This window comes from Janthinobacterium sp. PSRC1-1 (assembly GCF_049897525.1).
Lineage (GTDB): Bacteria > Pseudomonadota > Gammaproteobacteria > Burkholderiales > Burkholderiaceae_D > Janthinobacterium > Janthinobacterium tructae.
Map to the genome: position 1 here is coordinate 197,949 of NZ_JAFCWK010000004.1, position 26,207 is coordinate 224,155.

The following is a 26,207-nucleotide window of genomic DNA, read 5'->3' on the forward strand; positions in this document are numbered from 1 at the left end:
CAAGCAAGAGCATGTTCGCGTCCGTCTACAAGAAGCCAAGATTTATTTGGTGGCATGACGCTCTTTACCGCAGGGCGAGAGGCCGTTCCAAAGAAGAGCTAAGCAGGATAATGTCTTTTTGCCTAATAGGCAATTAACGTATGCAATATTTCATGTAAATACATGAGATTCATGCACTGCGTTGCAAAAAACTTGCCTTGACGCAGACTTTCAATCCTGATCGCAACAATTGTTTGCGTCCGCCGTCATTTCAACAAGGTTTGATAATTTCCATATGGAAACTTGTGGCGCGTCAATTTGCCAAATGATGGACGCTTTATAGTCAATGCAATGGCGCAGAAATTTACGGCAGGAAACATATTAGCAGGAATGGGCAATGTTTCACACCCGATTGCGCCAGGGACTTGTGATTCACTTTTGGGAGCTTGTCATGCATACCTTCCTGTCGGCAGTACAGCAATTTGTCCAAGATGAGGATGGCATTACGGCAATCGAATACGGCTTGATTGCGGCCTTGATGGCGACGGCCATCACGGCCGGTTTCTTGCTGATCAAGACCAACCTGCTGAGCGTCCTCACCGACATTTCCACGAACCTGGTGTTGAAGCCCTAAGCGGGTGCCCGCCATCGGCCGGCTGGTGGCGGGTTTTTTTCAGGAGGTATGCGATGTCTGCAACTGCCTTGTGCGACCTGCTGCTGTTGTGTTTTGTGACGGGGGCCGCCGTCAGCGACCTGGTCCGCCGCAAGATACCGAATGGTTTGGTGCTGTCCGGCATCCTCGCCGCGCTGGCCTTGCACCTGTGGCTGTGGCCGCAAAGCGTGCCGTCGTTGTGGCTGGGCGGCATGGCGACGGGTTTCTTCCTGTTCCTGCCTTTATATGTGCTGCGCGGCATGGCCGCCGGCGACGTCAAGCTGATCGCCATGGTGGGCGCCTTTGCCGGCCCGTGGCCCGTGCTGCAGATCTGTTTCGCCACCTTTGTGCTGGGCGGCCTGATGGCCGTGCTGATGATCACCTGGCAGGGCAAGTGGCGCGCCTGCCTGGGCAATCTGCGCCAGCTGCTGTGGCCGACGATCGCGCGCATGGCCGGCATACCCCTGGCACCCGCCGCACTGGGCAGCGGCGCCAGCGTGGGCAACATGCCGTACGGACTGGCCATTGCCCTGGGCTGCCTGGTGGTGCAAGGGCGGTATTATTTCTAATTGGCATTCATTGCTCTGAATCAATGGGCGCCAGTCCCCGCTGGCTAGAATGAATTCTGTTCAATGCAGTCTTAACCGGCTTGGAGACACAGGATGACCGAGGTCGACTATTCCATGAGCACCGAGAGTGCGCCGCGCCCCGCCGACGCGAACCTGATGCCGCCCTTGCCGCCGCAGCCGAAGAGCTTGCGCGAAACGGGCCTGGAGCGGCCGCTGGTGGTTGAACTGATCGCCAAGCTGATGTATGTGAGCGGCAAGACGCACCTGTCCGCCATGACGACGCGCTTGCGCCTGTCGATCAATGTCTTGCGCGAAGTGCTCGATTTCATGGTGGCCGAGCAGATGGCCGAAGTGGCCTGGCGCGGCGAATCCGAGATCGACGTGCAGTATCAGCTAACGGGCGCCGGCAAGCAGCGCGCCAGCGCCTTCCTTGAGCGCTGCGCGTATATCGGCGCCGCCCCCGTCACCCTGGAAGCGTACCGCGCCATGGTGGCGCGCCAGTCGTGGCTGGTACAGGAGCAGCGCGTCGGCAGCGATGACCTGGCCGCCGTGCTGGGCAGCGCCCATGCGGGGCCGGGCATGCTCGACGTGGTCGGTGCGGCCCTGCATTCGGGGCGCTCGCTGCTGCTGTACGGTCCGCCCGGCAGCGGCAAGTCGACCCTGGCGCTGCAACTGGGACAATTGCTGCACGGTCTCGTCGCCGTGCCCTACGCCATCGTCGTCGGCCAGGACATCATTCAATTGTACGATCCGGCGCAGCACCTGCCGCCCGCGCCGCAGCATGTCAGCCATGCGCGCCAGGCGCTGGAGCGGCGCAGCACGGATATTCGCTGGGTGTTGTGCCAGCGTCCCGTGATTCACGTGGGCGCCGAGCTCGACGCGGGTATGCTGGAGCTGCGCCATGACGCCAGCGGCGGCTGCTACCAGGCGCCAGCGCATGTGCGGGCGAATAACGGCATGCTGATCATTGACGACCTGGGCTGCCAGCGCCTGGGTGCGCAAGAACTGTTGACGCGGCTGATGCAGCCGCTGGCACGGGGCAGTGACCAACTGGGCCTGCCTGGCGGCGTGCAGATCAGCGTGCCGTTCGACAATGCCCTGGTGCTGGCCACGAACGTGCCGCCGGGCGAGCTGTTCGATCCTGCCTTGCTGCGCCGCATCGGCTACAAGGTGCAGGTGGGGCCGCTGGCCGAGAGCGCCTATCGCGCCCTGTTTCGCCAGCAATGCCGTCTGGCCGGCATGGCCATCGACGAGCTGGCCCTGAATCACCTGCTGCAGCTGCATGGCGCGCAGGGACGGCCCTTGCTGGCCAGCTATCCTGGTGAATTGCTGGCGCGCATAGGCGACTTTGCCGGCTTTGCCGGCTGTGAAGCGCGCCTGACGGTGGCCGCCCTGGACCAGGCCTGGAGCAGCCTGTTTGCCAGCTGCGACATGCCGGCCGCCAGCCTGTGCGAGCGTATCGCATGAAGAACCGGCGCGCCCTTCTGATGATGGGTCTGGCTGTGGTGCTGGGCCTGCTGGCCGTGTTGCTGGCCTCGCACTGGCTGCTGCGCCAGACGCCTGCCGGCAAGGGCAAGATCGTCGTCGCCGCCAGCGATGTCAACCTGGGCCAGCGCCTGACGCCCGAGATGCTGCGCCTGGCCGAATGGCCGGCGGAAAGCTTGCCGCAGGGCGCGCTGCAAGACCCGGCGCCACTGGCGGGACGGGTGCTGAAAACCAGCGTGCTGCGCGGCGAACCGCTGAGCGAAGCCAAGCTGGCGCCGGTGGGCACCCTGGGCGGCCTGTCGGCCCTGATCACGGAAGGGCGGCGCGCCATCACCGTGCGCGTCAACGACGTGATCGGCGTGGCCGGCTTCGCCTTGCCGGGCAACTATGTCGACATCATCGTGAGTACCCAGCAAGATGCCGGCGACCGCGCGTTTCCGCAAAGCCGCAACATTTCGAAGATCGTGCTCGAACGCATCCTGGTGCTGGCCGTGGCGCAGGAAGTGGGGCGCGACGAGACCAAGCCGCGCGTGGTCAATGCCGTGACCCTGGAAGTGACGCCGGAACAGGCGGAAAACCTGGACCTGGCGCGCAGCGTGGGCAGCCTGTCGCTGGTGCTGCGCAACCAGGTCGACCCGCAGCCGGGCGTGACGGCGGGTGCCACCAAGCTGACCTTGCTGGGCGGGCCGCATGAAGCCGAGTCCGCGCCTGCCGCTGCCCCCGTGCTTGCCGTGGCGCCGCGTCCGGTGCGCGTGTCGAAGGCAGTGCCGGAAGCGGCGCGCCAGTGCAGCGGCGTCATCGACGGGACGCGCCAGTCGCGCGAATGTTTTTAGCCAACCATGGACACGCTCATGAACCGCGCCCTGCTGACACTGTGCTGCCTGCTGTTGCCGCTTGCCGGCGCGGCGGCCGATCCTGGCCCGCGCTGCGGCGGCGAAGCGGCGACACCCGGCAACCTGCAGCTGCAGGTGGGCAAGTCGAGCATGCTGCGCCTGCCCGAGGCGGTGCTGGCCCGCAGTGTCGGCAATCCGGCCGTGCTGCAAGCCATGCTGGTGGCGCCCGACACTTTATATGTGGTCGGCGTCGATGTGGGCAGCACCAACATGATCATCCAGGGCAAGAGTGGCGTGTGCAGCGTGGTGAACGTCAGCGTCAGCATGGACCCGGCCGGCTTGCAAGCGACCCTGGCGGCCCTGATGCCGGAAGAGCAAGCCATCCGCGTGACGGCCGTGGCCGATACCCTGGTGCTGTCGGGCACGGTGCAGGATGCGGGCGCCGTGCTGCGTGCCGTCGAGCTGGCGCACGCGTATGTGCGTCGTGCAACATCACCGCTGGCGCTGCCCAAGCCCGCCGATGGCGCCGCCGCGCCGGCGGCGGCCACGGCGTCCGCTGGCGGCACGGGTGGCGCGCACAGCCGCGTCATCAACATGCTCGACGTCAGTGCACCGCAGCAAGTGATGCTGGCCGTGCAGATTGCCGAAGTGTCGAAGTCGCTGCTGGAACGCCTGGAAGTGGGCGCCACCCTGCGTTTTGCGTCCGGCAGCTGGGCCACCACCTTGCTGTCGAATTTCCTCAGCGGCACGGCCAATGGATTGCTCGACGTGCGCAAGTCGAATGGCCGCCAGCAGCTGACCATCGAGGCGCAGAAACAGGATGGCCTGGTGCGCATCCTGGCCGAGCCGACGGTGATGGCGATCAGCGGGCAGGAGGGCAGTTTTCTGGCTGGCGGCAAGATCTTCATTCCCGTCGGCCAGGACAACAACAAGATCACGCTGGAAGAACGCGAGTATGGCGTCGGCCTGCGCTTCACGCCCACCGTGCTGTCGGGCGGGCGCATCAATTTGAAGGTGGCGCCGGAAGTGTCGGAACTGTCGCGCGAAGGCGTCGGCATTTCCGCCGCCGGCGTCAGCGGCCGTTCGATCCTGCCCGTCATCACCACGCGGCGCGCCTCGACCACGGTACAGCTGTACGACGGCCAGAGCTACGCCATCGGCGGCTTGATCAAGAACAACCAGGTGAGCAACATCACGGGCGTACCCTGGCTCAGCGAAGTGCCCATCCTCGGCGCGCTGTTTCGCAGCACGGATTTCCAGCATGACCGCACGGAATTGCTGTTCGTCATTACCGCGCACCTGGTCAAACCGTTGCCGGCGGACGCCGTGCTGCCGACGGCGCAGCTGGTGCCGCCTTCGCGCACGGACTTGATGTTGGGCGGCAAGATGGAAGGCACGCTGGCGCCGCCGCCCGTGCCGCCGCTGCGCGCGGCCAACGGTTTCGAGCTCAAATGAGACGGGGAGAGATGCCATGCCGAACTCGCTTATGATGTCGCTGCGGCGCCTGGCGGCGCTGCTGCTGGCGCTGCAACTGGCCGCCTGCGCGCACGGCAGCACGCCGCAGCTGGACCGGCGCTTCGGCGACGCCGTGCGCCTGGCCATGGCGCAGCAGGTGCGCGATCCGGCCAGCGCCGGCAATCGCACGCCAGCCGATGGCCTCGATGGCCCCAGCGCGCACGCCGTCATGCAGCGCTACCGCGCCTCGTTTGCCGAACCGAATGGCCAGGCGCCGCAGCCGGTGCAATTCATGCTGGGAGGCGGCAATGGCAAATAGACGCCAGCGCCAGCGCGGGGCGATGCTGATCGCCTTTTCCATCCTGCTCATCGTGGTGCTGGGCTTTATCGGCTTGGCCGTGGATGTGGGCATGGTCGTCGGCCGCAGGACGGAACTGCAGAACCTGGTCGACAACGCGGCGCTGGCGGCGGCGCCGGAACTGGTGGGCACGGCCGCCGGCCTGGCCAATGCCGTGGAGAAGGCCAAGCTCAGCGCGGCCGGGCAGAGCGCATATCGGCGCCGCACGCAGGGCGCCATCCTGTCCGACGAGAGCATCCGCTTTGCCAGCGCCTTTGACGCGCCGGCCAGTGCGTGGCAGGTGGCGGCGGCGGTGGCCAACCCGGCCACGGCCTTGTTCGTGCGCGTCGATACGCGCGACAACACGCCGTCGCTGGGCAAGGTGGCGACGGCCTTCCTGGGCGCCTGGTCGCCGGCGCTGCGCACGCTTGACACGGGCGCGCGCGCCGTGGCGGGCCGCACCAGCCTGCGCCTGGCGCCGCTGGCCATTTGCGCATTGTCGTCGGCGCCGCTTGGCCTGCGCACGAATGCGGGGCCGCCCGAACGCAAGGAGGCGCTGGAATACGGCTTTCGCCGCGGCGTCGCGTATAACCTGTTTCAGCTTAATCCGCAGGGGGCCGCGCCCGAGCACTTCGTGCTCAACCCGCTCGGTCCGCTGGGCGCGCTCGGCCCGTCGGCGCAGGTAAGCAACGCCGCCGTGGCGCCGTTCATCTGCAGCGGCAGCATGCTGCACACGGCCATCGGCAGCGCGGCCATTCATGCGCACCGTCCGTTCCCCACCGGCTTGTGGCCGGCATTCAACGCGCGCTTCAACCAGTATGCGGGCAGCGGCTGCCATCCGCTGACGGCGCCGCCCGACGTGAATATCCGCGTCTTTCCCAACGCGGCGGCGAACTGGTGGATGAATATGCCGTCCGCTTCCAGCGCCGCCTCCAGCGGCGGCACGCCCCTGCTCTCCGTGGCCGACCTGCCGGCGGCGGCGGCAGGCGTTCCGGCCACCATCCCGGCCGCCAGCTACGGGCCGCTGTGGTCGTTCGCCAAGGCGGTGCAGTATGCCAACCCGAAGCCGCCCGGCGATTTTGTCGCCTTTCCCAACAGCGCCTGGAGCAGCCTGTATCCAGGCTTGCCCGGCGCGCCTGCCAGCAACAGCTTTTATCCGGCCAGCGGCACGCCCTATCTGGCGCCCGCCTTCCAGACCGCGCCCGTGGGCAACACGGGCGTGGCGCAGCGGCGCGTGCTCAACATCGCCTTGCTGGCGTGCCCCTTGCCGGCCGGCAGCGATGTGCTGGCCAATGTGCTGGCCGTCGGCCGCTTTTTCATGACGGCGCCGGCCAGCAGCGCCATGCTCAGCGCCGAATTTGCCGGCGTGGTGCCGGAGCAGGCGCTGGCCGGCCCGGCGGAGCTGCTGCAATGAAGGCGCCATGCCGCAAGTCATGCCCACGCCGCCAGGACGGCGTGGCCGCCATCGAGCTGGCGCTGATCCTGCTGTTTTTCATGGGCTTGCTGCCCGTGGTGCTGTTGTTCGGCCGTGCGCTGCTGGCCTATACGGCCATGCAAAAAGGCGCGCACGATGCGGCGCGCTACATCGCCACCTTGCCGCTGCCGCAGATGGCCAACGCCACTGCGGCGGAGCAGGGCGCCGCGTTCGCCAGGCAGATGGTGGTGGACTCGCTGCTGGAAACCTGGCCCGACCTGGAACCGGTCAAGGTGCACGTGGAATGCGTGTACAGCGATGATGCTTATCTCTGCGGCACTTTTTCCAGCAAGCCGCTGCAGGTGCGCGTCAAGTTCGGCGCCGACATGCCCCTGGGCATGTTGCCCGACCTGTTGAGCAAGTGGCTGCCGCCGATGGCATCGATACCGTTGCGTGCCAACGCGACCTTGCGCTATGAAAATTGACCTGTACAGGGCGCGCCGGCGCCAGGGCGGCGTGTTCGCCGTCGAATTCGCCATGCTGGCGGTGCTGTTCTTTCTGTTCCTGTTCGCCATGTTGGAAGTGGCGCGCGCCGTGTACGTGTGGAATATGGTGCATGAGATCACCCGGCGCGCCGCGCGCGGCGCGGCCGTGACCGATTTCAGCGACGCCGGCGCGCTGCAGGCCGTACGCACGCACGCCGTGCTGCGCGCCACGCCGGGCGCGCTGCCGCTCGGTGGCGGCATCAGCGATGCGTATGTGCGCATCGATTATCTGTCGCAGGCCGCCGGCGGCGCCGCGCTGGCGGCAGTGCCGGTGACGGTGATGCCGGGCTGTCCGCAACGCAACCGTATCAATTGCCTGGACGATCCGCATGGCGCCAGCTGCATCCGCTTCGTGCGCGCGCGCCTGTGCGTGCCGGGCGATGGCGCGCGCTGCGAGCGCGTGCCATACCGGCCCGTGCTGCCCCTGCTGGGGATGATGTTTCCCTCCGGCGCAGGGGCCGTGCGTTTGCCCAGCGGAACCACCATGGCGGTGGCCGAGTCGCTGGGCTATCCGGATAACCCGAATTTCTGTCCCTGAGCGCCGTCAGACGGTGGCAGCCGACTGTGTTGACCTGAAAGAAGCGAGGAAGTGCGATGAAAGCCTTGATGATTAGCCGCGACGCCAGCTTGCATGAAGAAATCGCCGCGCAAGGCGCGGCCCGCATGCCCGTGCTGCGCCTGCTGGAACGGCGCAGCGGCCTGCGCGACGCCGTCGAGCGCATGCTGCCCGAAGCGCCCGAGCTGGTGATCGTCGACGCCAGCGGCCTTGACGCCGAGGAGGCGGACTTGCTGGAGCGGCTGGCGCGCCAGTATCCGCTGGCCGTGCTGATGCTGCTCACGCGCGGCCAGCAGCAGGATGTGCTGATCCGCGCCATGCGCGCCGGCATGCGCGAAGTACTGCAGCTGCCGCTGGTGCACAAGGCCTTTCACGAGGCGATGGACCGGGTCGATATCCAGGCCGGCGTGACGCAGATGCGCGACGGCAAGGTGCTCGCCTTCATTTCGTGCAAGGGCGGCAGCGGCGCGACCTTTCTGTCGACGAATTTTTCCTACGCGCTGGCCAGCCTGGCCGGCTGCAAGGTGCTGCTGATCGATCTGCACGGCCAGTTCGGCGACGCCACGTTGTACGTGTCGGACCAGAAGCCGGCCATGACGCTGTCCGATATCTGCGCGCAGATCGCGCGCATGGATGGCGCCTTTCTCGCCTCGTGCCTGGTGCACGTGACGCCGAACTTCGGCGTGCTGGCGGCGGCCGACGACCCCGCGCACAAGGTCGACATGCAGCCCGAGCACATGGACCGCATCCTGGCCGTGGCGCGCCAGCACTACGACTACATCGTGCTCGACGTGGGGCGCCAGATCGATGCGCTGTCGCTGCGCGCGCTCGACAATGCCGACGCCATCTATCCGGTGCTGCAGCTGGCCTTGCCCGACATCCGCGACGGGCGCCGTCTGCTCGATATCTTCCGCTCGCTCGGCTATCCGGGCGAGCGCCTGCGCCTGATCGTCAACCGCTATGAAAAGGGCGGGCGCCTGCGCCTGGCGGACCTGGAACAGGCGCTGGGCGCCGAAGTGGTGCACACGGTGCCCAACGATTACATCGCCGCCACGGACTCCGTCAACCAGGGCATCCCGCTGCTGCAGCTGTCGCGCACCAGCGCCGTGGCGCGCAGCCTGGCAGAGCTGGTGGAGCTGGTGACGGCGCGCCGCGTGACGGAAAGCCGCGGCCTGTTCGACCGTTTGTTCAGCCGCAGCGAGGCCTAGGACAGGGATGGATGTCAAGGCTCCCGCCGGGAGCCATCATGGGAGCCGAGATGACTTTACGCGAACGCCTGGCGGCGAATGAAACGGTGCGCCCCGCCAGCAATGGACAAGGGGCGCTGGCGCTGCACGCCTACCAGGAACTCAAAAAAACCATGCACCAGACGATACTCGACCGTATCGACCTGGAACGCTTGAAACGCCTGACGGCGGAGCAGTTCAAGCACGAGCTGGCGCTGCTGGTACAGCGCGTGATCGAGGAAGAGCGCATCGTGCTGAACCAGCATGAGCGCCACAGCCTGGTGCTCGACATCCAGCACGAGATGCTGGGCTTTGGCCCGCTCGAACCCCTGCTGGCCGATGCCAGCGTGTCCGACATCCTCGTCAATACCTGCGACAAGGTGTATGTCGAGCGGGGCGGGCGGCTGCAGTTGACGGACGTGACGTTCCACGACAATGCGCACCTGATGAAGATCATCGAAAAAATCGTTTCGCGCGTGGGACGGCGCGTCGATGAATCGAGTCCGATGGTCGATGCGCGCCTGCCGGACGGTTCGCGCGTGAACGCCATCATCCCGCCGCTGGCCGTCGATGGCCCGATCCTGTCGATCCGGCGCTTTGCCGTGCAACCGCTGACAATCGCCAACCTGCTCGACTACAAGAGCCTGACGCCGCCCATGGTGCAGGTGCTGCAGGCGCTGGGCCAGGCCAAGATCAATATCCTGATCTCGGGCGGCACGGGCAGCGGCAAGACGACCTTGCTCAACGTGCTGTCCGGCTTCATTCCCGGCAGCGAGCGCATCGTCACCATCGAGGATGCGGCCGAACTGGCATTGCGCCAGCCGCACGTGGTGCGCCTGGAAACGCGCCCGCCGAATATCGAGGGCAAGGGCGAAGTGAGCCAGCGCGCGCTGGTGCGCAATGCGCTGCGCATGCGCCCCGACCGCATCATCCTGGGCGAGGTGCGCGGCGCCGAGGCGCTCGACATGCTGCAGGCGATGAACACGGGCCATGAGGGTTCGCTGGCGACCATCCACTCGAACACGGCGCGCGATGCGCTGGCGCGGCTGGAAAACATGGTCGGCATGGCCAGCGTGAACCTGACGCCGCGCGCCACGCGCCAGCAGATCTGCTCGGCCGTGACGGTGGTGATGCAGGTGTCGCGCCTGACGGACGGCGCGCGCAAGCTGGTCAGCCTGCAGGAGGTGACGGGCATGGAAGGCGACATCATCGCCATGCATGAAATCTTCCGCTTCGAGCAGACGGGCGTTGATGCCGAGGGCAAGGTGCAGGGCCACTTCTGCGCCACGGGCGTGCGGCCCCGTTTCACGGAGCGCCTGCGCATGTTCGGCGCACCGGTACCCGATAGTGTTTTTGATCCGGACCGCATCTACGAATAGGAGACAGCATGGACCTGGTGTTCTACGGCTTTGCCGTGCTGCTGTTTGCCGCCTGCATCCTGATGGTGGAAGGCGCCTGGCTGTGGTGGTCGGGCACGCATGGCAGCGCGGCGCGGCGCATCAACCGGCGCTTGCGGCTGATGGCGGCGCGCGGCGAGGCGGGTGGGGAGCGGATCTCCATCCTCAAGCAACGCCGCTATGCGCGTGCGCCCGGCCTCGAGCGCTTGCTGCGGCGCGTGCCGCAGGCGGCGCAGCTCGACCACCTGCTGCTGCAATCGGGCTTGTCCTGGTCGGTGGCGCAATTCATCGGCGTCACGAGTGCCCTGTTGCTGGCGGCCTTGCTGCTGCTGGCGGCCTGGTCCATGCCCTTGCCTGGCGCCTTGCTGCTGCTGTCTTGCGCCGTGAGCGGACCGTGCCTGTTGGTGCTGCGCGCGCGTGCGGCGCGGCTGAAAAAAATCGAGGCGCAGTTGCCGGAAGCGGCCGATTTCCTGGCCCGCGCGCTGCGCGCCGGTCACTCGTTTTCGAATGTGCTGCAGATGGTGGGCGACGAACTCAATGAGCCGATCAGCGGCGAATTCAAGATGGCGCACGAAGAGATCAATTACGGCGTGCCGATGAACGAGGCGCTGCAAAACCTGGCCGCGCGCATTCCGCTGACGGACTTGCGCTACCTCGTCATCGCCGTGCTGGTGCAGCGCGAATCGGGGGGCAATCTGGCCGAAGTGCTGGTCAGCATCGCGCGCATCATCCGCGCCCGTTTGAAACTGCTGGGGCAGGTGCGCGTGCTGTCGGCCGAGGGGCGCATGTCGGCCTGGGTGCTGGGACTGATGCCGGTGGTGATGATCGGCGTCATGGCGCTGGTCAACCCGCAATACATCCGCCTGCTGTGGACCGATCCCAGCGGCATCAAATTGCTGTGGTACGCGGCCGGCATGGTGGCGCTGGGCGTGGTCTGGATGCGCAATGTGATACGTATCAGGATATAACAACAGGGGGTGGCATGAGCGCTTCGCAACTGCTGTTTCTCGTGATTGTCTTCGTCGTGGTGGTGGCGCTTGCCCTGCTGGCGTGGCTGATCTTCTTTCCCGGCGCTTTGCGCCAGCGCCTGTTCGGCGCCACGGCGCCGGCGGCCAGCGATGCGGTGGCCGACTCTGGCTGGGTGGAGCGCGTGGCGCGCGTGGCGCAGCCGTTCAGCAAGCTGTCGCTGCCGGAAGAGGGCTGGGAGCGCTCGCCGCTGCGCACGCGTTTCATGAATGCGGGCTGGCGGCAAGCGAGCGCGCCGGCCCTGTACTTTGCGGCGAAAAGCGTCTTGGCCCTGCTGTTTCCCACCGTGCTGGGGCTGTACGCGGCCAGCGCCATGGCGGCGCAGATGCGCAGCGTGCTGTTGTTGCTGCTATGCGTCAGCGCCACGGTCGGCTATTACCTGCCGAACCTGGTGCTGGCCAGCACGGCCAAGCGGCGCCAGCGCGACATCTTTGAAAATATCCCCGATGCGCTCGACTTGCTGACCGTGTGCGTGGAAGCGGGTCTGAGCCTGGAGCGTGCGCTGGTCAAGGTATCGGGCGAGATCCACATCAAAAGCATGGTGCTGGCGCAGGAATTGCAACTGGTACTGATGGAAATGCGCGCCGGCTTTTCCAAGGAAAAGGCGCTGCGCAACCTGGCCTTGCGCAGTGGCGTGGAAGATGTCGACACCCTCGTCGCCATGCTGATCCAATCGGAACGCTTCGGCACCAGCATGGGCGATTCGCTGCGCGTGCATTCGGAAAACCTGCGCGGCAAGCGCAGCCTGCTGGCCGAGGAGGCGGCGGCGAAGATCGCCCTGAAACTGCTGTTCCCGCTGATATTTTGCGTCTTTCCCACCCTGATGCTGGTGCTCATGGGGCCGGCCGTGATCGAAGTCTATCGCGTGCTCGTGCCGGCCATGGCCAGCCGCTGAAAGGAGTCACCATGCGCTTGACGCTCTCCCGCCTGGCCGCCGCCTGTGCCTGCCTTGGCCTGGCCGCCTGTACCACGCAACTGGCGCATGCGCCGGTGGCGGCGTGGCCTGACGCCGATGCCGCCTATGTGGCGGGGCGCCAGCATTTCGAACGGGGCGACCTGTCCGCCGCGCAGGCGGCCTATGAGCTAGCGCTGCGCCATGCGCCGCGCCACGTGAACGCGCGCAACGGCCTGGCCGTGCTGCACGCGCAGCGCGGCGAGCATGATGCGGCGATCACCCATTGGCTGGCCTTGACGCAGGAAACGGGTATGGCGCGGCCGCAGCAGGCCTATCTGTTCAGCAATCTCGGCCATGCCTATTCTCTGGACGGACGCGATGCGCAAGCGTTGCCTGTGCTGGAACAGGCGTGTCTGCTCGATCCGCTCAATGCGCTGGCCTGGCAGCACCTGGCGCAGGTACTCGAACGGCTGGGACAGCACGAGCGCGCCGCCCTCATGCGGCGCCAGGCGGCCAGCTTGCGGGAACACGACTTGCGGCGCGACCTGGCGGTCTTGCGCGGCGCGGCGGCGCCGCAGCTTGTGCCCGTGCCCGCGCCTGCACCGGTGCCGGAGGCGCCCGCCATGGCGCGCGTGGAGATCACGCAGAGCGATGGCATGGCCCGCTTGCAGCGCGTACCGGCAGCGGTGCGCAGCGTACCGGCCGCAGTGCCCGAGCGGCCCATGCCGGCGGCGTCCGCGCCGCAGCCGCGGCTGGAAATTGTGAATGGCAACGGCGTGCCGGGCATGGCCGCCGCGCTGGCGCGCAGCCTGGCTGGCGCTCCCGTGCAGGTGGTACGCCTGGCCAATGACACCAGCTTCCAGGTGGCGCGCACGCGCGTCGAATACCGGCCCGCGCAAGAGCAGGCGGCGCGCCAGCTGGCCCGCCAGCTGGGGCTGCAAGTGCAAACCCAGGTGCAGACCCAGGCCGCCGACTGCCCGGCCAGCGAGCTGCGCCTGGTACTGGGGCGCGACCTGAGCGACCCCGCCATGTTGCACCGCTATTATCTGCAGCAGTTGCAACTGGCGCGCCAGGCATTGGCGCGGCTAGGTTAAAACATTTCTGCCTGCATGAAAAACACGCGGCGCCTTTGCGGGCGCCGCGTATTTTTCATACTGCTGATTATGTCGGCTGGCGGCGGCGCGTAAAAGCCAGGGCCGCCAGTCCCATGCCCAGCAGGAACAGGCTGCCTGGTTCCGGCACGGCCTGGGGATCGATGACGACGATGTCGGTGCGCGTGGACTTGGCAAAGTTCAAGGTATAGCTGCCGGCGGGCAGGGCGAAATTCGAGGTCAGGGAAAACATCGAAAAGCCGTTCGTGAAGGCGCGCCCGGTGGCGGGATCGTTGGTGCCGGCCGTCATGTTCAGGCTGAACGGGTCGAGGCTGCCGACCGTATGGTTGCCATTGACGTCGCTGCCATTGTTGGCATCGCCATCGGGTGCGAACTGGAAGATCACGCCATCGGCGTTCGCGTGCGACAGGCAGCCGGCGGGGCTGGCGGCATTGCACGAGATATTGAAGATATCCATGATCGACACGTTCGACTTGTCGCCCATGGTCGTCACGCTGGTGCGCAAGTCGCGCCGTCCCATGAAGCTGAAGGTGATGAAGCCGGCGCTCGACAGGGTCAGGTTGACGGAACCGGTGAGCGTGTCGCCGGCCGTGGCCGTGGCGGCGCCGACCGTGTTGCGCTGTGCTTCCGCCACGGCTTGCACGCTGGCGCCGCCATTGAGCATATTGCCGAAGGCGTGCGCATCACCGCGCGCGAATTCCAGGGTGGAACTGGGACTGGGTGCGTAGTGGTTTTGCGGCAAGCCGCTGCAGCCGCCCCCCGAACACACTTGCAGCACGTCGGCGTTGGCGGCCGGCCCCGTATTGACGGCGCGCGGATTGACGGCCACGCCACCTTCGAAGAAGGCGCTGTCGCTGGCATTGCGGTTGGCGCCGGCCAGCGACAAGCTGCCGGCGCTGGTGGTGATGCGGAAATTGTTCAACTCATTGACGGCCAGGCCGTACGCGCCGGCCTGCGCCTGGCCGCTGGCCAGCAGACTTGCCGCCGCCAGTGCACCCAGCCAGCCCAGGGTCTTGCTTCGTGTGTGATCGACGTTCATCGCAGCCTCTTATCGTGGTCAGTCTCGGAAAATCCGGGGGACAAAGAATCCAGAATGACTTGCCTGGATTCATCTCGTAGACAGGGATAAGCAGCTTGCATGCCACACAAAAAAAGTAAATTGAATCAACTACTTGCGCAAAGCGGGCTGAGCTGGATAGGGCGAAGTGTAAGAAAGGCCGACGCCGCTTGGCGGGCGGCGCCGGCCCGCCTCAGGTACCGCGATGATAGCCCAGGTGGCCACCCGAATTGCTTGCGCAACCGCAACCGATGCGCGCCACTTCCTCACCTTCCGTCAATTTCCAGTTGGTAATGGTCGTGTGCTGCCAGTCGATGTCGCTTTTCTTGACAGGTTTGACCGTCAAGGTGCGTTGCTGCACATCCGTGTATTCCATCAGCTCCTCGTCGTCGGCGATGTCGAAATGGCGGTGGATCAGGGAAATACCGAAGCGGTCGAGTGCGCCATAGCGCTGCAGCACGTCGCGCAATTCGCGAAAGCAGGCCAGATCCGCGGGCAGCAGCGGGTCGACGGCGGAAATATCGGCAACGGGTTGCCATTGCATGGCGTGGATGTTCAGGCGGTGCATGATAGGCTCCTGTGCCCCGTGATGAGTGGCCCAGGCTGCCGGAGGGGCGCCGGCACGCCTGGCGAAATACCCATCGTGGCCGCAAAGCTGGTGCGGCGCTTGCGCCAGATCAAAGGTGCGGCACATCGTATCTCGTCCGACATTGCCCGGTAAAATAGGCCATGGCAAACAAAACCCCCACCTTCCCCGGCGCGCGCACGGGCCGCGGCCAGGTCCTGGCCGTGCTGCTGTCGAACCGCGACCAGTCCGGCGCCGAACCGCTGCAAGGCCGCGTCTCGCTGGCCGCCATCGTCAAAGCGCTGAAACGCAAATACCACTGGCCCATCGAGACGCACAGTTTCCCCGCGAATACGCAGGATGGCCGCGCCAGCTGGGCGACCGTCTACAGCTTGCCGGAAAAGGTGATCGAAGCCGCGCTGGAGGCCGGCGGCCGGGAGTGGCTGGAGAGCCGGGCGGTTGTCGGGCGGCGGTGAGTTGCCACCTTACCCTATTCGAGCCGGAAGCCAACCTTCAGCGTGACCTGGAAGTGCGCCACCTTGCCATCGACGATATGCCCGCGCGATTCCGTCACTTCATACCAGTCCATATGCTTGACCGTCAGCGCCGCCTTGGCAATGGCATCGCGTATCGCCTGATCGCTGCTCTCGGTCGACGTGCCGACCAGTTCGATGAGCTTGTAAGTGTGTGCGGACATGATGTTTCCCAGGTAGGCAAGCCAGACATCGGGAGCCTGCTTTGCGCAAGCACGTGCTCATCTTGCGCCTAAATGTGCTGATAGTCATTGCGCGGTGCAGCAATGCGATTGCGAATCTGGCGAAGGCTGCCATCATGCTGGCAACATTGTTTTCGGTTAAAGCCCGGACTTCAGTTGATTTTGTTGGTGTGTGGGTGGAGATAGTCGGCGTTGCGTCCCACGCTATGTGCTCACTTCGGGGCGCGATGAGCGTCAATGGCACCTGAAGCATCCCGCAGGCGCCTGAGAAGAAAAAGGGTTAGCTGCCGAAGCACGTAACCCATGATTTTCTACTTAATTCTAGTGTCGGGTATGGGTTTCGAACTGGACCCAAATCATCACATCCTCTAACTGTGCCTATCAAAGCAAGAAGTTATTGCGTGTAATCTAACTATGGCATTGATACAGGGTTGACACCTCGATCGCCACTAAATTGGTAGTCGTTTGAAGGCACCCTTCGTGAATTTCGATGCATTCAGCCCGGCTTTGATCTCTGAAAAAGGCGGGTCTCCGCAAGGACGATGCACACGAAACACCCCGCTCTTCACCAATTGCGACAATGTTGCCGCGGGCTCCAGCCGAGTATGCTTGTAGGCGATGTAACTGTGATGTTCTACGAAAGGATGGCTTCCGACCTGAAGCTCACAAGTTGCATCGAACGGGACGTTCGGATAGGTCGAACAAACGCATACCAGCGCGCACATGTTGTCAGGATAGCCATCGATGGGCGCTGGGTCATTTAGTACTACAAATAAATGAAACAAACCACCAGGGCCAGATGGTATGAGGAGTGTTTCCTTGGCTTGCGGTAACCACCCGGGCATCATGCCACCGATGTAAAAGCGGCGTTGATCGCCTGCTGCTCACGCAATTGTTTTTTTAGTAATCGTGTCTGTTCATTATTGAATTTAAGTACTTCGAACAATTTTTCTAACGTGATGGGTACTGATGAGCCTTCAGGATCTTCCCACTCAGGACAAATTTTGTGAGTGAGGTCGCGAATCTGATATTTGCTCAAGTGACCAAAATCTTGCCAAGTTTCTGCCAGAACTTCAAACTCGGCTTCAGATAATTCCAGAAGGTCTTGCTCCGGCGAGCGAATCCGACTTGCGTCACGCAAAGCCACAGCATGGTCCTCACGATCCGCGATCCACGCATCCCACCCATTATCTTCAGATGAGGACATTCCGTTAATGCGATTCAATGTTTGAGACAGAACTGGTCCGTGATCCATAGAAACAAGCTTGTCGCCAATGATCGGATCGCCGTACATTTCATATGAGCGCCGTTCTGCTAGATAAAGCAACTTCATTAGCTTAAGTACAGGAAGGCGGCCTTGGGCTTGAAATAAGAAGTAGGCGGCAACCTGCGCGGCCTTCTTTTCGGAGTATAAGTTTTGCATAATTTTGAGCCTCCATCGCATCAATTTTGAGCAATTTGGATAGCTATTTGAGATCAATCTACGCACAAAGTACATCGCTGTCAACATATTGCCGTGCATGATGCTCTGGCCTATGCAATATGTGCGGAAAGTAGATTAAATCAGTTTAACTGTATAAATGTACAGTATTTTTGATAATTGTCAAACGAAATCGATAAGCGCCAGCGTATCGGCTGGATGGCTTTGTCGCTGGACGGGGACGTCGGCCAACGTTCTCCTGCATGTCGCCATGCGGCAAAAAGGGGTCCACTGTGCGCCAGTCTGGAAACCACGATGATTTACGCCCATCGTTGCCAGGGACGTTGACAAGAATCCAAGATGGAAAGTAGTACGTGAGGTGTGATTGCTTGTAATCAAGCGAGGCGCAACTATAAATAAGTTGGCGTTGGCACTTGGTTGGTACTGGCCCAAAAGAAAAGGGCTTACATTTCTGTAAGCCCTTAATATTCTGGTGCCGACTGCCGGTTTCGAACTGGCCACCTGATGATTACAAATCAACTGCTCTACCAAATGAGCTAAGTCGGCAAAAACTGCGCGTTGCGAATTATACGCTATTTAATGCGTGTCAGGGTCGGGCGGCCGCCTTTTTTTGGTGGCTCGTCGTCGCCGGGCGTGGCGTTGTCGCGTTGTTCGGGGGAACTGGTCGGCACGGACGACAGGGTCGGGGCGCTGGAGACCGGGGCCAGCGCTGGCGGCGGCAGGTCGGCGGAGGCCGGGCTGTCGGTCGGCTGCGCGTCGGGGTCATCGTTGCCCAGCACGGGCTCGAAGGCCATGCCCTGGCCGTTTTCGTTGGCGTAGATGGCCATCACGTTGTCGACCGGTACGTAGATTTCGCGCGAGACACCGCCAAAGCGGGCGTGGAAGCGGACGGCGTCGTTGTCCATCTTCAGGCCGCTGGTGGCGCCGAAGCTGATGTTGAGCACGATTTCGCCCTTTTTCACGTATTCCATCGGTACCGTGGTGCGCGAATCGACTTTGACCGCGAGATAAGGCGTGTAGCCGCTGTCGGTGCACCATTCGTAGATGGCGCGCAGCATATAGGGTTTGGTTGAGATTTCAGACATGGTAGGCACTGTGAGGCGGGAGCGCCCCCGCAAGGCGGCGCACCGGTAATTCAAAAGACACAGATACCCCGGCAAGCGTGGCTTGCCGGGAATATCTTAACGGCGCATCACTTTCTCGGATGGCGTCAGCGCTTCGATATAGGCTGGACGCGAGAAGATGCGTTCGGCGTATTTCATCAGCGGTGCGGCCGTCTTCGACAGTTCAATGCCGTAGTGGTCCAGGCGCCACAGCAGCGGCGCGACAGCCACGTCGAGCATCGAGAATTCGTCGCCCAGCATGTACTTGTTTTTCAGGAACAGCGGCGCCAGGGTCGTCAGGCGGTCGCGGATTTCCGCGCGTGCCTTGTCGTGGGCCTTGTCGTTGCTCTTGGCGCGTTCGCTTTCCAGCACGTGCACGTGCACGAACAGTTCTTTTTCGAAATTGAACAGCATCAGGCGCGCGCGGGCACGCATTAGCGGATCGGCCGGCATCAGTTGCGGATGCGGGAAGCGCTCATCGATGTACTCGTTGATGATGTTCGATTCATACAGGATCAGTTCGCGCTCGACCAGGATAGGCACCTGGCCATACGGGTTCATGGTCGAAATATCTTCCGGCTTGTTGAACAGGTCGACGTCGCGCACTTCGAAGTCCATGCCTTTTTCAAACAGGACCAGGCGGCAGCGTTGCGAAAATGGGCAGGTTGTACCCGAATAGAGAACCATCATTTTTTATAGTTCCTTAGAAACAAAGGGGGTGAAGCCGCGAACGGCTCACCCCAGGTCGCTTGTCCACTCATGCGGACAACGCAGAAACAGGCATAAACCGGCCTATGGCCGGCGCCTCACTTATTTGACTTCCTTCCAGAACGACGCGTTAAGGCGCCATGCCAGCAGAGCAAAGACCGACAGGAACAGCAGCACCCACACGCCCAGGCGCTTGCGTGTTTGCTGTGCCGGTTCGGCCATCCACTCCATGTAGCCGACCAGGTCGGCTACCGCATTGTCATACTCGATCTTGTTCAACGTGCCGGGCTTGACCTGCTCGAAGCCGGCAAATTTGTGGATCTTCTTGCCAGCTTCGTGCGGATCATTTTCTTCCACGAACTTGGCAGTCTGGACACCTTGCAATTCCCATAATACATGCGGCATGGCAACATTCGGCAAGACCATGTTGTTCCAGCCGGTCGGCCGAGTGTCGTCTTTATAGAACGTACGCAGGTAAGTATACAGGTAGTCGCCGCCTGTGCCAGCGGAAGATGATTTCGCGCGCGAAATTACCGACAAATCCGGCGGTACGACGCCAAAGAAGGCCTTGGCGTCCTGCGGTGCCAGGCTGGTCGTCATCAAGTCGCCGACTTTATCGCCGGAGAACAACAGATTCTGCTTGATCTGGTCTTCCGTCAAGCCCAGGTCGCGCAGGCGGTTGTAGCGCATCGACACGGCGGCGTGGCAATTCAGGCAATAATTGACGAACAATTTGGCGCCATGCTGCAGCGCTGCCATGTTGGTCTGGCGGTCAGGAGCCTTGTCCAGCGGAAAGCCGCCTTCGCTGGCGAGAGCCATGGCGGGCACGAAGGCCAGGATGGCGAGCAGTTTTTTTGCAATCTTCATATGATGTATGTCCTTTGAGCGTGGCGTGAGAGCGGCTTAATGCGGGTGAAACGTCACACGCGACGGCACGGTCTTGAACTTGCCCATGGCACTCCACCATGGCATCAGCAGGAAAAAGCTGAAGTAAATCAGGGTGCACACTTGCGACACGATGGTTTTCGTATCCGTTGGCGCCTGGGTGCCGAGGTAGCCCAGGATCAGGAACGACAGGCCGAAGATGGCGTACACATATTTGTGCCAGTTCGGACGGTAGCGGATCGATTTCACGGGCGAATGGTCGAGCCATGGCAGGAAGGCCAGGATCACGACGGAACCGCCAAAGAACACCACGCCCCAGAATTTCGCATCGAGCACTTGCGGCAGCATGCCGATGATGGCGACGATGGCGATGCCGGCGATGGCCGACTTGACGGTCGTCGACAGGCGCGACTTGAGCCAGATGAACACCACGTAGGCCGCCACGACACCCATCAGCACGTACATGAAGTCGGCCGTGGTGGCACGCAGCACCGAGTAGAACGGCGTGAAGTACCAGGTTGGCGCGATATGCAGCGGGGTCTTCAGCGAGTCGCCGGGCAGGAAGTTGTTGTATTCCAGGAAGTAGCCACCCATTTCCGGCGCGAAGAACACGACGGCGCTGAAAATGACGAGGAAGATCGATACGCCGAACAGGTCATGCACGGTGTAGTACGGATGCGACGGAATCGAATCGACCGGGTGGCCATCGGCGCCCAGGTTTTCTTTCACTTCGATGCCGTCCGGATTGCTGGAGCCGACTTCATGCAGGGCGATCAAGTGCGCTGCAACCAAGCCCAGCAGTACCAGCGGGATGGCGATCACGTGGAAGGCGAAGAAGCGGTTCAGGGTCGCGTCGGACACAACATAGTCGCCGCGGATCCACAACGACAGGTCAGGGCCGATGAACGGGATGGCGCCGAACAGGTTGACGATCACTTGGGCGCCCCAGTACGACATCTGGCCCCATGGCAGCAGGTAGCCGAAGAACGCTTCGGCCATCAGGCACAGGAAGATGGCGAAACCGAACAGCCAGATCAGTTCACGTGGCTTGCGGTAGGAGCCGTACAGCAGGGCGCGCGTCATGTGCAGGTAGACGATGATGAAGAAGGCCGAGGCGCCCGTCGAGTGCATGTAGCGCACCAGCCAGCCCCACGGTACTTCGCGCATGATGTACTCGACGGAATTGAAGGCCAGGGCCGCATCCGGTTTGTAGTGCATGGTCAGGAAGATGCCGGTGACGATCTGCAAGACCAGCACCAGCATGGCCAGCGAGCCGAAGATGTACCAGAAATTGAAGTTTTTCGGGGCGTAGTACTTGCCCCATTGGTCGTTCCACAGCTTGGTCAGGGGAAAGCGGTCATCGACCCAGCCCAGCGCTTTTTCGGCGACGGGAGCGTCTGCCGGGAATTTCGTTTCTTTAAAAGCTGCCATGATCAAGCCTCGCCTTTCTCGTCTTTACCTATCAGCAATTTGGTGTCGCTCAGGTACATATGGCGCGGCACTTGCAGGTTGTCCGGCGCCGGCTTGTTCTTGAACACGCGGCCTGCCATGTCGAAGGTGGAGCCGTGGCAAGGGCACAGGAAGCCGCCTTCCCAGTCATCGGGCAGCGACGGTTGCGGGCCGGGGGCAAATTTCGAGGAAGGGGAGCAGCCCAGATGGGTGCAGATGCCGACGGCGACGAGAATTTCAGGCTTGATCGAGCGCGCTTCGTTCATGCAGTACGGTGGCGTGAATTCGGCGGGATTGCGTTGCGAATTGGCATCGGCGACTTTGCCATCGGTCTTTTTCAGGGACGCGATCATTTCCGGCGTGCGCTTCAGGATCCAGACCGGCTTGCCGCGCCATTCGACGGTGCGCATTTCGCCGGGTTGCAAGGTGGTGATGTCTACTTCGACCGGCGCGCCAGCCGCTTTCGCGCGCTCCGACGGCTGGAAGGTGCTTACCAAGGCTCCCGCGGTTGCCAATCCAACTACACTGCCCGCCGCGCACGTGGCGACGAGCAAGCCGCGACGGCCTGAATCGACCTGCTTTTCGTTACTCATGCAAACCCCAATCAGTCAAAATGCGAATCTTTATTATGAGTGGCAGCCGCGAAAAACCCGTCGCCGAAGCTCTTTCCCACTGATTGCCGCAACCCGCGTCTTTGCGCGGTAAAGTGGCAACATCCCTGCGGAACTTCGGACTATGGCGCAGCCCATGCCAGTTTCTTGTTGATTATCCGGAAGTGAAAAATCCACTTCTGGCAACCGCAAATTATAAGTGAAGCAAACAACGAATAGAACAAAAACGTTGCTTGTACCATAATTTATATACTTTTGCAGGAGGTGGCTAGTTCTTTCGAACTAGACGCGTCCGGCTGTGCACGAATTGGTCTCGCCGACAACCACAAGTTGGTGTCCCCAGGAATCAATAGTATGATCGGCATGTTTTTATATCTATCCAAAGGAGAAATTCATGGCAATGATGAAAGAATTTAAAGAATTTGCAATGAAAGGCAACGTCGTCGATCTGGCGGTCGGTGTCATCATTGGCGGTGCCTTCGGCAAGATTGTCGATTCCCTGGTGCAAGACGTGATCATGCCGCCCATCGGCCGGATTTTCGGCGGCCTCGATTTCGCCAATTACTACCTGCCGCTGAATGGCCAAGCCACGACGATGACGCTGGTGGAAGCGAAAAAGGCGGGCGCCGTGCTGGCCTACGGTAATTTTCTGACCATTTTGCTCAACTTTATCATTCTTGCCTTCATCATCTTCCAGATGGTGCGCCTGATGAACAAGGCCCGCCGCAGCGAACCGGTCGCGCCGGCACCGGCGCCGGCCACGCCGGAAGACATCGTGCTGCTGCGTGAAATCCGCGATTCCCTGCAGCAGAACGCACGCAACAGCAACAATCTGGCAAAATAAGTCGTTCCGGCACCGGCCGGCTGACCTGGGCTGAGAACTATGCGACGATTCTGGTTATTGTTTGCGCAAACCGTGACGATCGCGTTGGCGCTGTACTTTGTGTACGGCGCGCTGCGCCCGGCCAGCCGGGTACAGCAGCTGGGCTCTCCCGCCAAGCCGGTGCCCGTGGTGGAAACGGCGTCGAGCAGCCTGGCGCCCGGTTCCTACCGCGACGCGGCGGCGCGCGCCATGCCCGCCGTCGTCAACATCCTCACCCTGCAAGTGCCCAAGCGCGGCGCCCATCCGCTGGCGCGCGATCCCTTCTTCAAACGTTTCTTCGGCGAGCGCGACCCGGACGCCGAGGATGGCGAGGACTTGAAAAACAGCCTCGGTTCCGGCGTCATCGTCAGCCATGAAGGCTATGTGCTGACCAACAACCATGTGGTCGAAGGCGCCGACGAAATCGAAGTGGTGCTCACCGATGGCCGCAAGGCGCCTGCCAAGATCGTCGGCCTGGACCCGGAAACGGACCTGGCCGTCATCAAGATCAACCTCGACAAGTTGCCCGTCATCGTGCTGGGCCAGTCGGAACTGGCGCGCGTGGGCGATGTGGTGCTGGCCATCGGCAACCCGTTCGGCGTGGGCCAGACGGTGACCATGGGCATCATCTCCGCGCTGGGCCGCAACAACCTGCACATCAACAGCTTTGAAAACTTCATCCAGACGGATGCGGCCATCAACTTCGGCAACTCGGGCGGCGCCCTGGTCGACACGCGCGGCAATCTGATCGGCATCAATACGGCGATTTACTCGCAAAGCGGCGGCTCGGTCGGCATCGGCTTCGCCATTCCCGTCTCGACGGCGAAAACCGTGATGGAAGCCATCATCAAGGATGGCCACGTGGTGCGCGGCTGGATCGGCGTGGAAACGCAGGACATCACGCCCGAGCTGGCGCAAAGCTTCAACTTGCAGCGCTCAAGCGGCGCCATCATCGCCGGCGTGGTGCGCAATGGCCCGGCCGACAAGGCGGGCATCGTGCCCGGCGACATCCTGCTGACGGTGGAAGGCAAACCCGTCGGCGACACGACGGAAATGCTGAACCTGATCGCCCAACTGCCGCCCGGCGAAAAAGCTAAAATGACGGTGCTGCGCAAGAATCGCGAAGCGGCGCTCGACGTGATGGTGGGCAAGCGCCCCATCCCGAAAGAGCTTTCCAAATAGTTGCTGATCGGAATTTGACACATGCATGTGCGTGATTTGACCCAATTTTTACGTGAACTGAGCGACAACAACAACCGTCCCTGGTTTGTCATGAACAAGCCCCGCTACGACATCCTGCGCGAGGAATTCCTGGCGCTGGTGACGTCGCTCATTGCTGAACTCGGCAAGTTCGACCCGGCCGTGAAATACTGCAATCCGAAGAAGGCCATGTTCCGCATCAACCGCGACGTGCGTTTCGCGCACGACAAGAGCCCGTATAAAACGCGGTTTTCGGCCGCCATCGCGCCGAACGACATGCGCCGCCCCAGCAAGGCGGGCGGTCCCACGTATTATCTGCAGATCGATGGCCAGGGACATTTACTGTTCGGCGCCGGCGAATACATGCCGCCGCCAGGCCGCCTGAAGGCGCTGCGCGAACACATGGTCAACGACGCGCCAGGTTTTTCCAAAGTGCTGAAAAATAAGCGCTTGAAGGCCCGTTTCGGCACCATCCAGAATGAGGGCAAGCTGCAGCGCCCGCCCAAGGGGTTTGACGCGGACGCCGAACATATCGAATTCATCAAGCTCAAAAGCTTTTTTGTCTGGACCGAAGTACCGCTGCCCGTCAATGAGCCCGAGAAACTGCTGCCGACCCTGGCGCAAGGCTTGCAGGACGCATGGCCGCTGGTCGAGTGGATGCGCGGCGCGAAAGAGCCGGAGGAAGTCCCCGAGTAATTGCCGAAGGAGCACATGATGGCGCTGGAGCACGCAAGTTCAGGACAGGTGATCGAGGTATTGCGCAGGGATGGCGACGACCTGTCGCAGTTTTCCGCCATCGCGCTGGCCAAGACGGACGAACTGGAATTGATCCGCATGTGCATGCCCAAGGGCAAGACCATGCCCGAGCATCATGTCTTCGGTGAAATCACCCTGCTGTGCCTGCAAGGGCAGGTGGCGGTGACGGCGCATGGCGGCGTGCACCTGCTGGGGCCGGGGCAGATGCTGTATCTGCTCGGCGGCCAGGCGCATGCCCTGGAAGCGCGCGAAGACAGTTTGTTGCTGCTGACGATATTGATGGCCAAGGCGGGCCGGTAGACCGGGGCCGCTCAGGCCGCCTCGGCGCGCGGATCGCGCGACAGCAGTTGCTGCACCATCACGTGCGGCAAATCGCCATCGAACAGCACGCCGGCCACCGCGTTGGTGATCGGCATGTCGACGCCCATGCGGCGCGCCAGTTCGCGCACGGCCTTGGCGCACGGCACGCCTTCGGCCACATGACCGAGTTCGGCCACGATGGTGGCCAGCGCCTTGCCTTGCGCCAGACCCAGGCCGACCCGGCGGTTGCGCGACAGGTCGCCCGTGCAGGTCAGAATCAAGTCGCCCATGCCCGTCAGCCCCATGAATGTTTCCGTCTGGCCGCCGAGGGCCGTGCCCAGGCGCGTGATTTCCGCCAGGCCACGCGTGATCAGCGCGGCGCGCGCATTCAAGCCCAGGCCCAGGCCGTCGGCCACGCCGGTGGCGATCGCCAGCACATTCTTGACGGCGCCGCCCACTTCCACGCCCACCAGGTCTTCGCTCGCATACACGCGGATGGTGCCGCCATGCAAGGCCGAGACGACGGCGCCGCGCAAGGCGGCGCTGTGCGAGGCGATGGTCAGCGCGCACGGCAAGCCGCGCGCCACTTCCTGCGCGAACGAGGGGCCGGACAGGGCGCCGCCGGGGATGGTATCTCCCAGCACTTCCTGCACGATCTGGTGCGGCAGCAGGCCCGTGCCGCCTTCAAACCCTTTACACAGCCACACCAGGTTGCCGATGGCCTTGTCTTTCAGTTGATCTTTCAGTTGATGCAGCATCGGCCGCAGGCCCGCCACGGGGCAGGCGGCGATCAGGAGGCCGTGTTCGCCGCCGGCATGCGCGACGGCGGCGTCGAAATCGGCGCTGATGCGCAGTTGCGGCGGCAAAGGGAAGCCGGGCAAGTAACTGTTTTCGCCGCTGGCGGCCATGGCGGCCATGGCTTCGCTGTTGCGGCCCCACAGCAGCACGTCGTGGCGGCCGGCAAGGGCCATGGCCACGGCCGTGCCCCAGGCGCCGGCGCCCAGGATGGTGATCTTGCGGGCGGCGGGAATACTATCGGGAGTGACTTCAGGAGAAACTTGCATGCAACCTCAA

29 protein-coding genes and 1 tRNA gene are annotated in these 26,207 nt (G+C 62.9%); 19 read left to right on the plus strand and 11 right to left on the minus strand.

Annotation, left to right across the window (positions count from 1 at the left end):
- The first annotated feature begins 430 nt into the window (after nucleotides 1–430).
- The 14 genes from ACP7DW_RS10190 (at nucleotide 431) to ACP7DW_RS10255 (ending at nucleotide 13,463) form a co-directional block, all read left to right on the plus strand.
- Nucleotides 431–613, plus strand: coding sequence for a Flp family type IVb pilin (locus tag ACP7DW_RS10190; RefSeq protein WP_426055062.1), 183 nt, complete (start codon nucleotides 431–433; stop codon nucleotides 611–613).
- 53 nt (nucleotides 614–666) lie between these two features.
- Nucleotides 667–1,200, plus strand: coding sequence for an A24 family peptidase (locus ACP7DW_RS10195; RefSeq protein WP_426055061.1), 534 nt, complete (start codon nucleotides 667–669; stop codon nucleotides 1,198–1,200).
- Nucleotides 1,201–1,293: 93 nt separating this feature from the next.
- Nucleotides 1,294–2,667 (plus strand): ATP-binding protein, encoded by a 1,374-nt coding sequence (locus tag ACP7DW_RS10200; protein WP_426055060.1) that lies wholly within the window; start codon nucleotides 1,294–1,296, stop codon nucleotides 2,665–2,667.
- A complete protein-coding gene (gene cpaB / locus ACP7DW_RS10205; RefSeq protein WP_426055059.1) occupies nucleotides 2,664–3,518 on the plus strand; it encodes a Flp pilus assembly protein CpaB in 855 nt (284 codons plus the stop codon). Before ACP7DW_RS10200 ends, cpaB begins: the two co-directional genes overlap by 4 nt.
- An 18-nt stretch (nucleotides 3,519–3,536) precedes the next feature.
- Nucleotides 3,537–4,973 (plus strand): type II and III secretion system protein family protein, encoded by a 1,437-nt coding sequence (locus ACP7DW_RS10210; RefSeq protein WP_426055058.1) that lies wholly within the window; start codon nucleotides 3,537–3,539, stop codon nucleotides 4,971–4,973.
- A gap of 16 nt (nucleotides 4,974–4,989) precedes the next feature.
- Nucleotides 4,990–5,292 carry a hypothetical protein gene (locus tag ACP7DW_RS10215; protein WP_426055057.1) on the plus strand — a complete coding sequence of 101 codons (303 nt, stop codon included), beginning with the start codon at nucleotides 4,990–4,992 and terminating at the stop codon, nucleotides 5,290–5,292.
- Nucleotides 5,282–6,724 carry a pilus assembly protein TadG-related protein gene (locus ACP7DW_RS10220; RefSeq protein ID WP_426055056.1) on the plus strand — a complete coding sequence of 481 codons (1,443 nt, stop codon included), beginning with the start codon at nucleotides 5,282–5,284 and terminating at the stop codon, nucleotides 6,722–6,724. The genes ACP7DW_RS10215 and ACP7DW_RS10220 overlap by 11 nt, the downstream gene beginning before the upstream one ends.
- Entirely contained in the window at nucleotides 6,721–7,209 is a 489-nt protein-coding gene (locus ACP7DW_RS10225; protein WP_426055055.1) for a TadE/TadG family type IV pilus assembly protein, read from the plus strand. Before ACP7DW_RS10220 ends, ACP7DW_RS10225 begins: the two co-directional genes overlap by 4 nt.
- Nucleotides 7,199–7,807 (plus strand): TadE/TadG family type IV pilus assembly protein, encoded by a 609-nt coding sequence (locus tag ACP7DW_RS10230; RefSeq protein ID WP_426055054.1) that lies wholly within the window; start codon nucleotides 7,199–7,201, stop codon nucleotides 7,805–7,807. Before ACP7DW_RS10225 ends, ACP7DW_RS10230 begins: the two co-directional genes overlap by 11 nt.
- Before the next feature lie 56 nt (nucleotides 7,808–7,863).
- Nucleotides 7,864–9,033 carry an AAA family ATPase gene (locus ACP7DW_RS10235; RefSeq protein ID WP_099761020.1) on the plus strand — a complete coding sequence of 390 codons (1,170 nt, stop codon included), beginning with the start codon at nucleotides 7,864–7,866 and terminating at the stop codon, nucleotides 9,031–9,033.
- A gap of 50 nt (nucleotides 9,034–9,083) precedes the next feature.
- The gene (locus tag ACP7DW_RS10240; RefSeq protein WP_081344952.1) at nucleotides 9,084–10,430 is read left to right on the plus strand and encodes a CpaF family protein; all 1,347 of its coding nucleotides are present in this window, start codon (nucleotides 9,084–9,086) and stop codon (nucleotides 10,428–10,430) included.
- 8 nt (nucleotides 10,431–10,438) lie between these two features.
- Nucleotides 10,439–11,416, plus strand: a complete 978-nt coding sequence (locus tag ACP7DW_RS10245; RefSeq protein ID WP_426055053.1) for a type II secretion system F family protein — start codon at nucleotides 10,439–10,441, stop codon at nucleotides 11,414–11,416.
- 14 nt (nucleotides 11,417–11,430) lie between these two features.
- Nucleotides 11,431–12,369, plus strand: coding sequence for a type II secretion system F family protein (locus ACP7DW_RS10250; RefSeq protein ID WP_071079864.1), 939 nt, complete (start codon nucleotides 11,431–11,433; stop codon nucleotides 12,367–12,369).
- 11 nt (nucleotides 12,370–12,380) lie between these two features.
- Nucleotides 12,381–13,463, plus strand: coding sequence for a LytR C-terminal domain-containing protein (locus ACP7DW_RS10255; RefSeq protein WP_426055052.1), 1,083 nt, complete (start codon nucleotides 12,381–12,383; stop codon nucleotides 13,461–13,463).
- 67 nt (nucleotides 13,464–13,530) lie between these two features.
- On the opposite strand, the gene ACP7DW_RS10260 is transcribed toward ACP7DW_RS10255, so the two are convergent.
- Together ACP7DW_RS10260 and ACP7DW_RS10265 are read right to left on the minus strand one after the other, a co-directional pair.
- Nucleotides 13,531–14,520 (minus strand): EDSAP-1 family PEP-CTERM protein, encoded by a 990-nt coding sequence (locus tag ACP7DW_RS10260; protein WP_426055051.1) that lies wholly within the window; start codon nucleotides 14,518–14,520, stop codon nucleotides 13,531–13,533.
- A gap of 211 nt (nucleotides 14,521–14,731) precedes the next feature.
- Nucleotides 14,732–15,106 (minus strand): hypothetical protein, encoded by a 375-nt coding sequence (locus ACP7DW_RS10265; RefSeq protein WP_426055050.1) that lies wholly within the window; start codon nucleotides 15,104–15,106, stop codon nucleotides 14,732–14,734.
- Nucleotides 15,107–15,267: 161 nt separating this feature from the next.
- Here ACP7DW_RS10265 and ACP7DW_RS10270 point away from each other — a divergent pair, with 161 nt between their 5' ends.
- Nucleotides 15,268–15,579, plus strand: a complete 312-nt coding sequence (locus ACP7DW_RS10270; RefSeq protein WP_099761015.1) for a hypothetical protein — start codon at nucleotides 15,268–15,270, stop codon at nucleotides 15,577–15,579.
- Nucleotides 15,580–15,593: 14 nt separating this feature from the next.
- Here ACP7DW_RS10270 and ACP7DW_RS10275 read toward each other — a convergent pair whose 3' ends face one another.
- The 8 genes from ACP7DW_RS10275 to petA all read right to left on the minus strand — a co-directional run bounded on the left by ACP7DW_RS10275 (nucleotide 15,594) and on the right by petA (nucleotide 21,997).
- Nucleotides 15,594–15,800: a dodecin gene (locus tag ACP7DW_RS10275; RefSeq protein ID WP_034753599.1), complete on the minus strand. Its 207-nt coding sequence runs from the start codon at nucleotides 15,798–15,800 to the stop codon at nucleotides 15,594–15,596.
- Between the two features lie 862 nt (nucleotides 15,801–16,662).
- Complete coding sequence (locus tag ACP7DW_RS10280) at nucleotides 16,663–17,241, minus strand: Panacea domain-containing protein (RefSeq protein ID WP_426055049.1); 579 nt, start codon at nucleotides 17,239–17,241, stop codon at nucleotides 16,663–16,665.
- Between the two features lie 488 nt (nucleotides 17,242–17,729).
- Nucleotides 17,730–17,805: transfer RNA gene (locus tag ACP7DW_RS10285), tRNA-Thr, on the minus strand.
- A gap of 26 nt (nucleotides 17,806–17,831) precedes the next feature.
- Nucleotides 17,832–18,344, minus strand: coding sequence for a ClpXP protease specificity-enhancing factor (locus ACP7DW_RS10290; protein ID WP_071079859.1), 513 nt, complete (start codon nucleotides 18,342–18,344; stop codon nucleotides 17,832–17,834).
- 96 nt (nucleotides 18,345–18,440) lie between these two features.
- Nucleotides 18,441–19,052 (minus strand): glutathione S-transferase N-terminal domain-containing protein, encoded by a 612-nt coding sequence (locus tag ACP7DW_RS10295; RefSeq protein WP_010394154.1) that lies wholly within the window; start codon nucleotides 19,050–19,052, stop codon nucleotides 18,441–18,443.
- 120 nt (nucleotides 19,053–19,172) lie between these two features.
- Nucleotides 19,173–19,937: a cytochrome c1 gene (locus ACP7DW_RS10300; protein WP_101483497.1), complete on the minus strand. Its 765-nt coding sequence runs from the start codon at nucleotides 19,935–19,937 to the stop codon at nucleotides 19,173–19,175.
- A 36-nt stretch (nucleotides 19,938–19,973) separates the two neighbouring features.
- Entirely contained in the window at nucleotides 19,974–21,386 is a 1,413-nt protein-coding gene (locus tag ACP7DW_RS10305; protein ID WP_101483498.1) for a cytochrome b, read from the minus strand.
- Nucleotides 21,387–21,388: 2 nt separating this feature from the next.
- Nucleotides 21,389–21,997 (minus strand): ubiquinol-cytochrome c reductase iron-sulfur subunit, encoded by a 609-nt coding sequence (gene petA / locus ACP7DW_RS10310; RefSeq protein WP_086139939.1) that lies wholly within the window; start codon nucleotides 21,995–21,997, stop codon nucleotides 21,389–21,391.
- A 412-nt stretch (nucleotides 21,998–22,409) separates the two neighbouring features.
- Here petA and mscL point away from each other — a divergent pair, with 412 nt between their 5' ends.
- Genes mscL through ACP7DW_RS10330 form a run of 4 tightly spaced genes read left to right on the plus strand, consistent with a single transcriptional unit; the run spans nucleotide 22,410 to nucleotide 25,133 of the window.
- Nucleotides 22,410–22,859, plus strand: coding sequence for a large conductance mechanosensitive channel protein MscL (gene mscL, locus ACP7DW_RS10315; protein ID WP_070223752.1), 450 nt, complete (start codon nucleotides 22,410–22,412; stop codon nucleotides 22,857–22,859).
- A 39-nt stretch (nucleotides 22,860–22,898) separates the two neighbouring features.
- Nucleotides 22,899–24,059 carry a Do family serine endopeptidase gene (locus ACP7DW_RS10320; protein WP_426055048.1) on the plus strand — a complete coding sequence of 387 codons (1,161 nt, stop codon included), beginning with the start codon at nucleotides 22,899–22,901 and terminating at the stop codon, nucleotides 24,057–24,059.
- Nucleotides 24,060–24,080: 21 nt separating this feature from the next.
- Entirely contained in the window at nucleotides 24,081–24,773 is a 693-nt protein-coding gene (locus ACP7DW_RS10325; RefSeq protein ID WP_426055047.1) for a DUF2461 domain-containing protein, read from the plus strand.
- Nucleotides 24,774–24,788: 15 nt separating this feature from the next.
- Nucleotides 24,789–25,133, plus strand: coding sequence for a cupin domain-containing protein (locus ACP7DW_RS10330; RefSeq protein WP_426055046.1), 345 nt, complete (start codon nucleotides 24,789–24,791; stop codon nucleotides 25,131–25,133).
- 11 nt (nucleotides 25,134–25,144) lie between these two features.
- Here the strand turns inward: ACP7DW_RS10330 and ACP7DW_RS10335 are convergent, their stop codons facing one another.
- Nucleotides 25,145–26,197 carry an NAD(P)H-dependent glycerol-3-phosphate dehydrogenase gene (locus ACP7DW_RS10335; protein ID WP_426055045.1) on the minus strand — a complete coding sequence of 351 codons (1,053 nt, stop codon included), beginning with the start codon at nucleotides 26,195–26,197 and terminating at the stop codon, nucleotides 25,145–25,147.
- Nucleotides 26,198–26,207 lie beyond the last annotated feature (10 nt).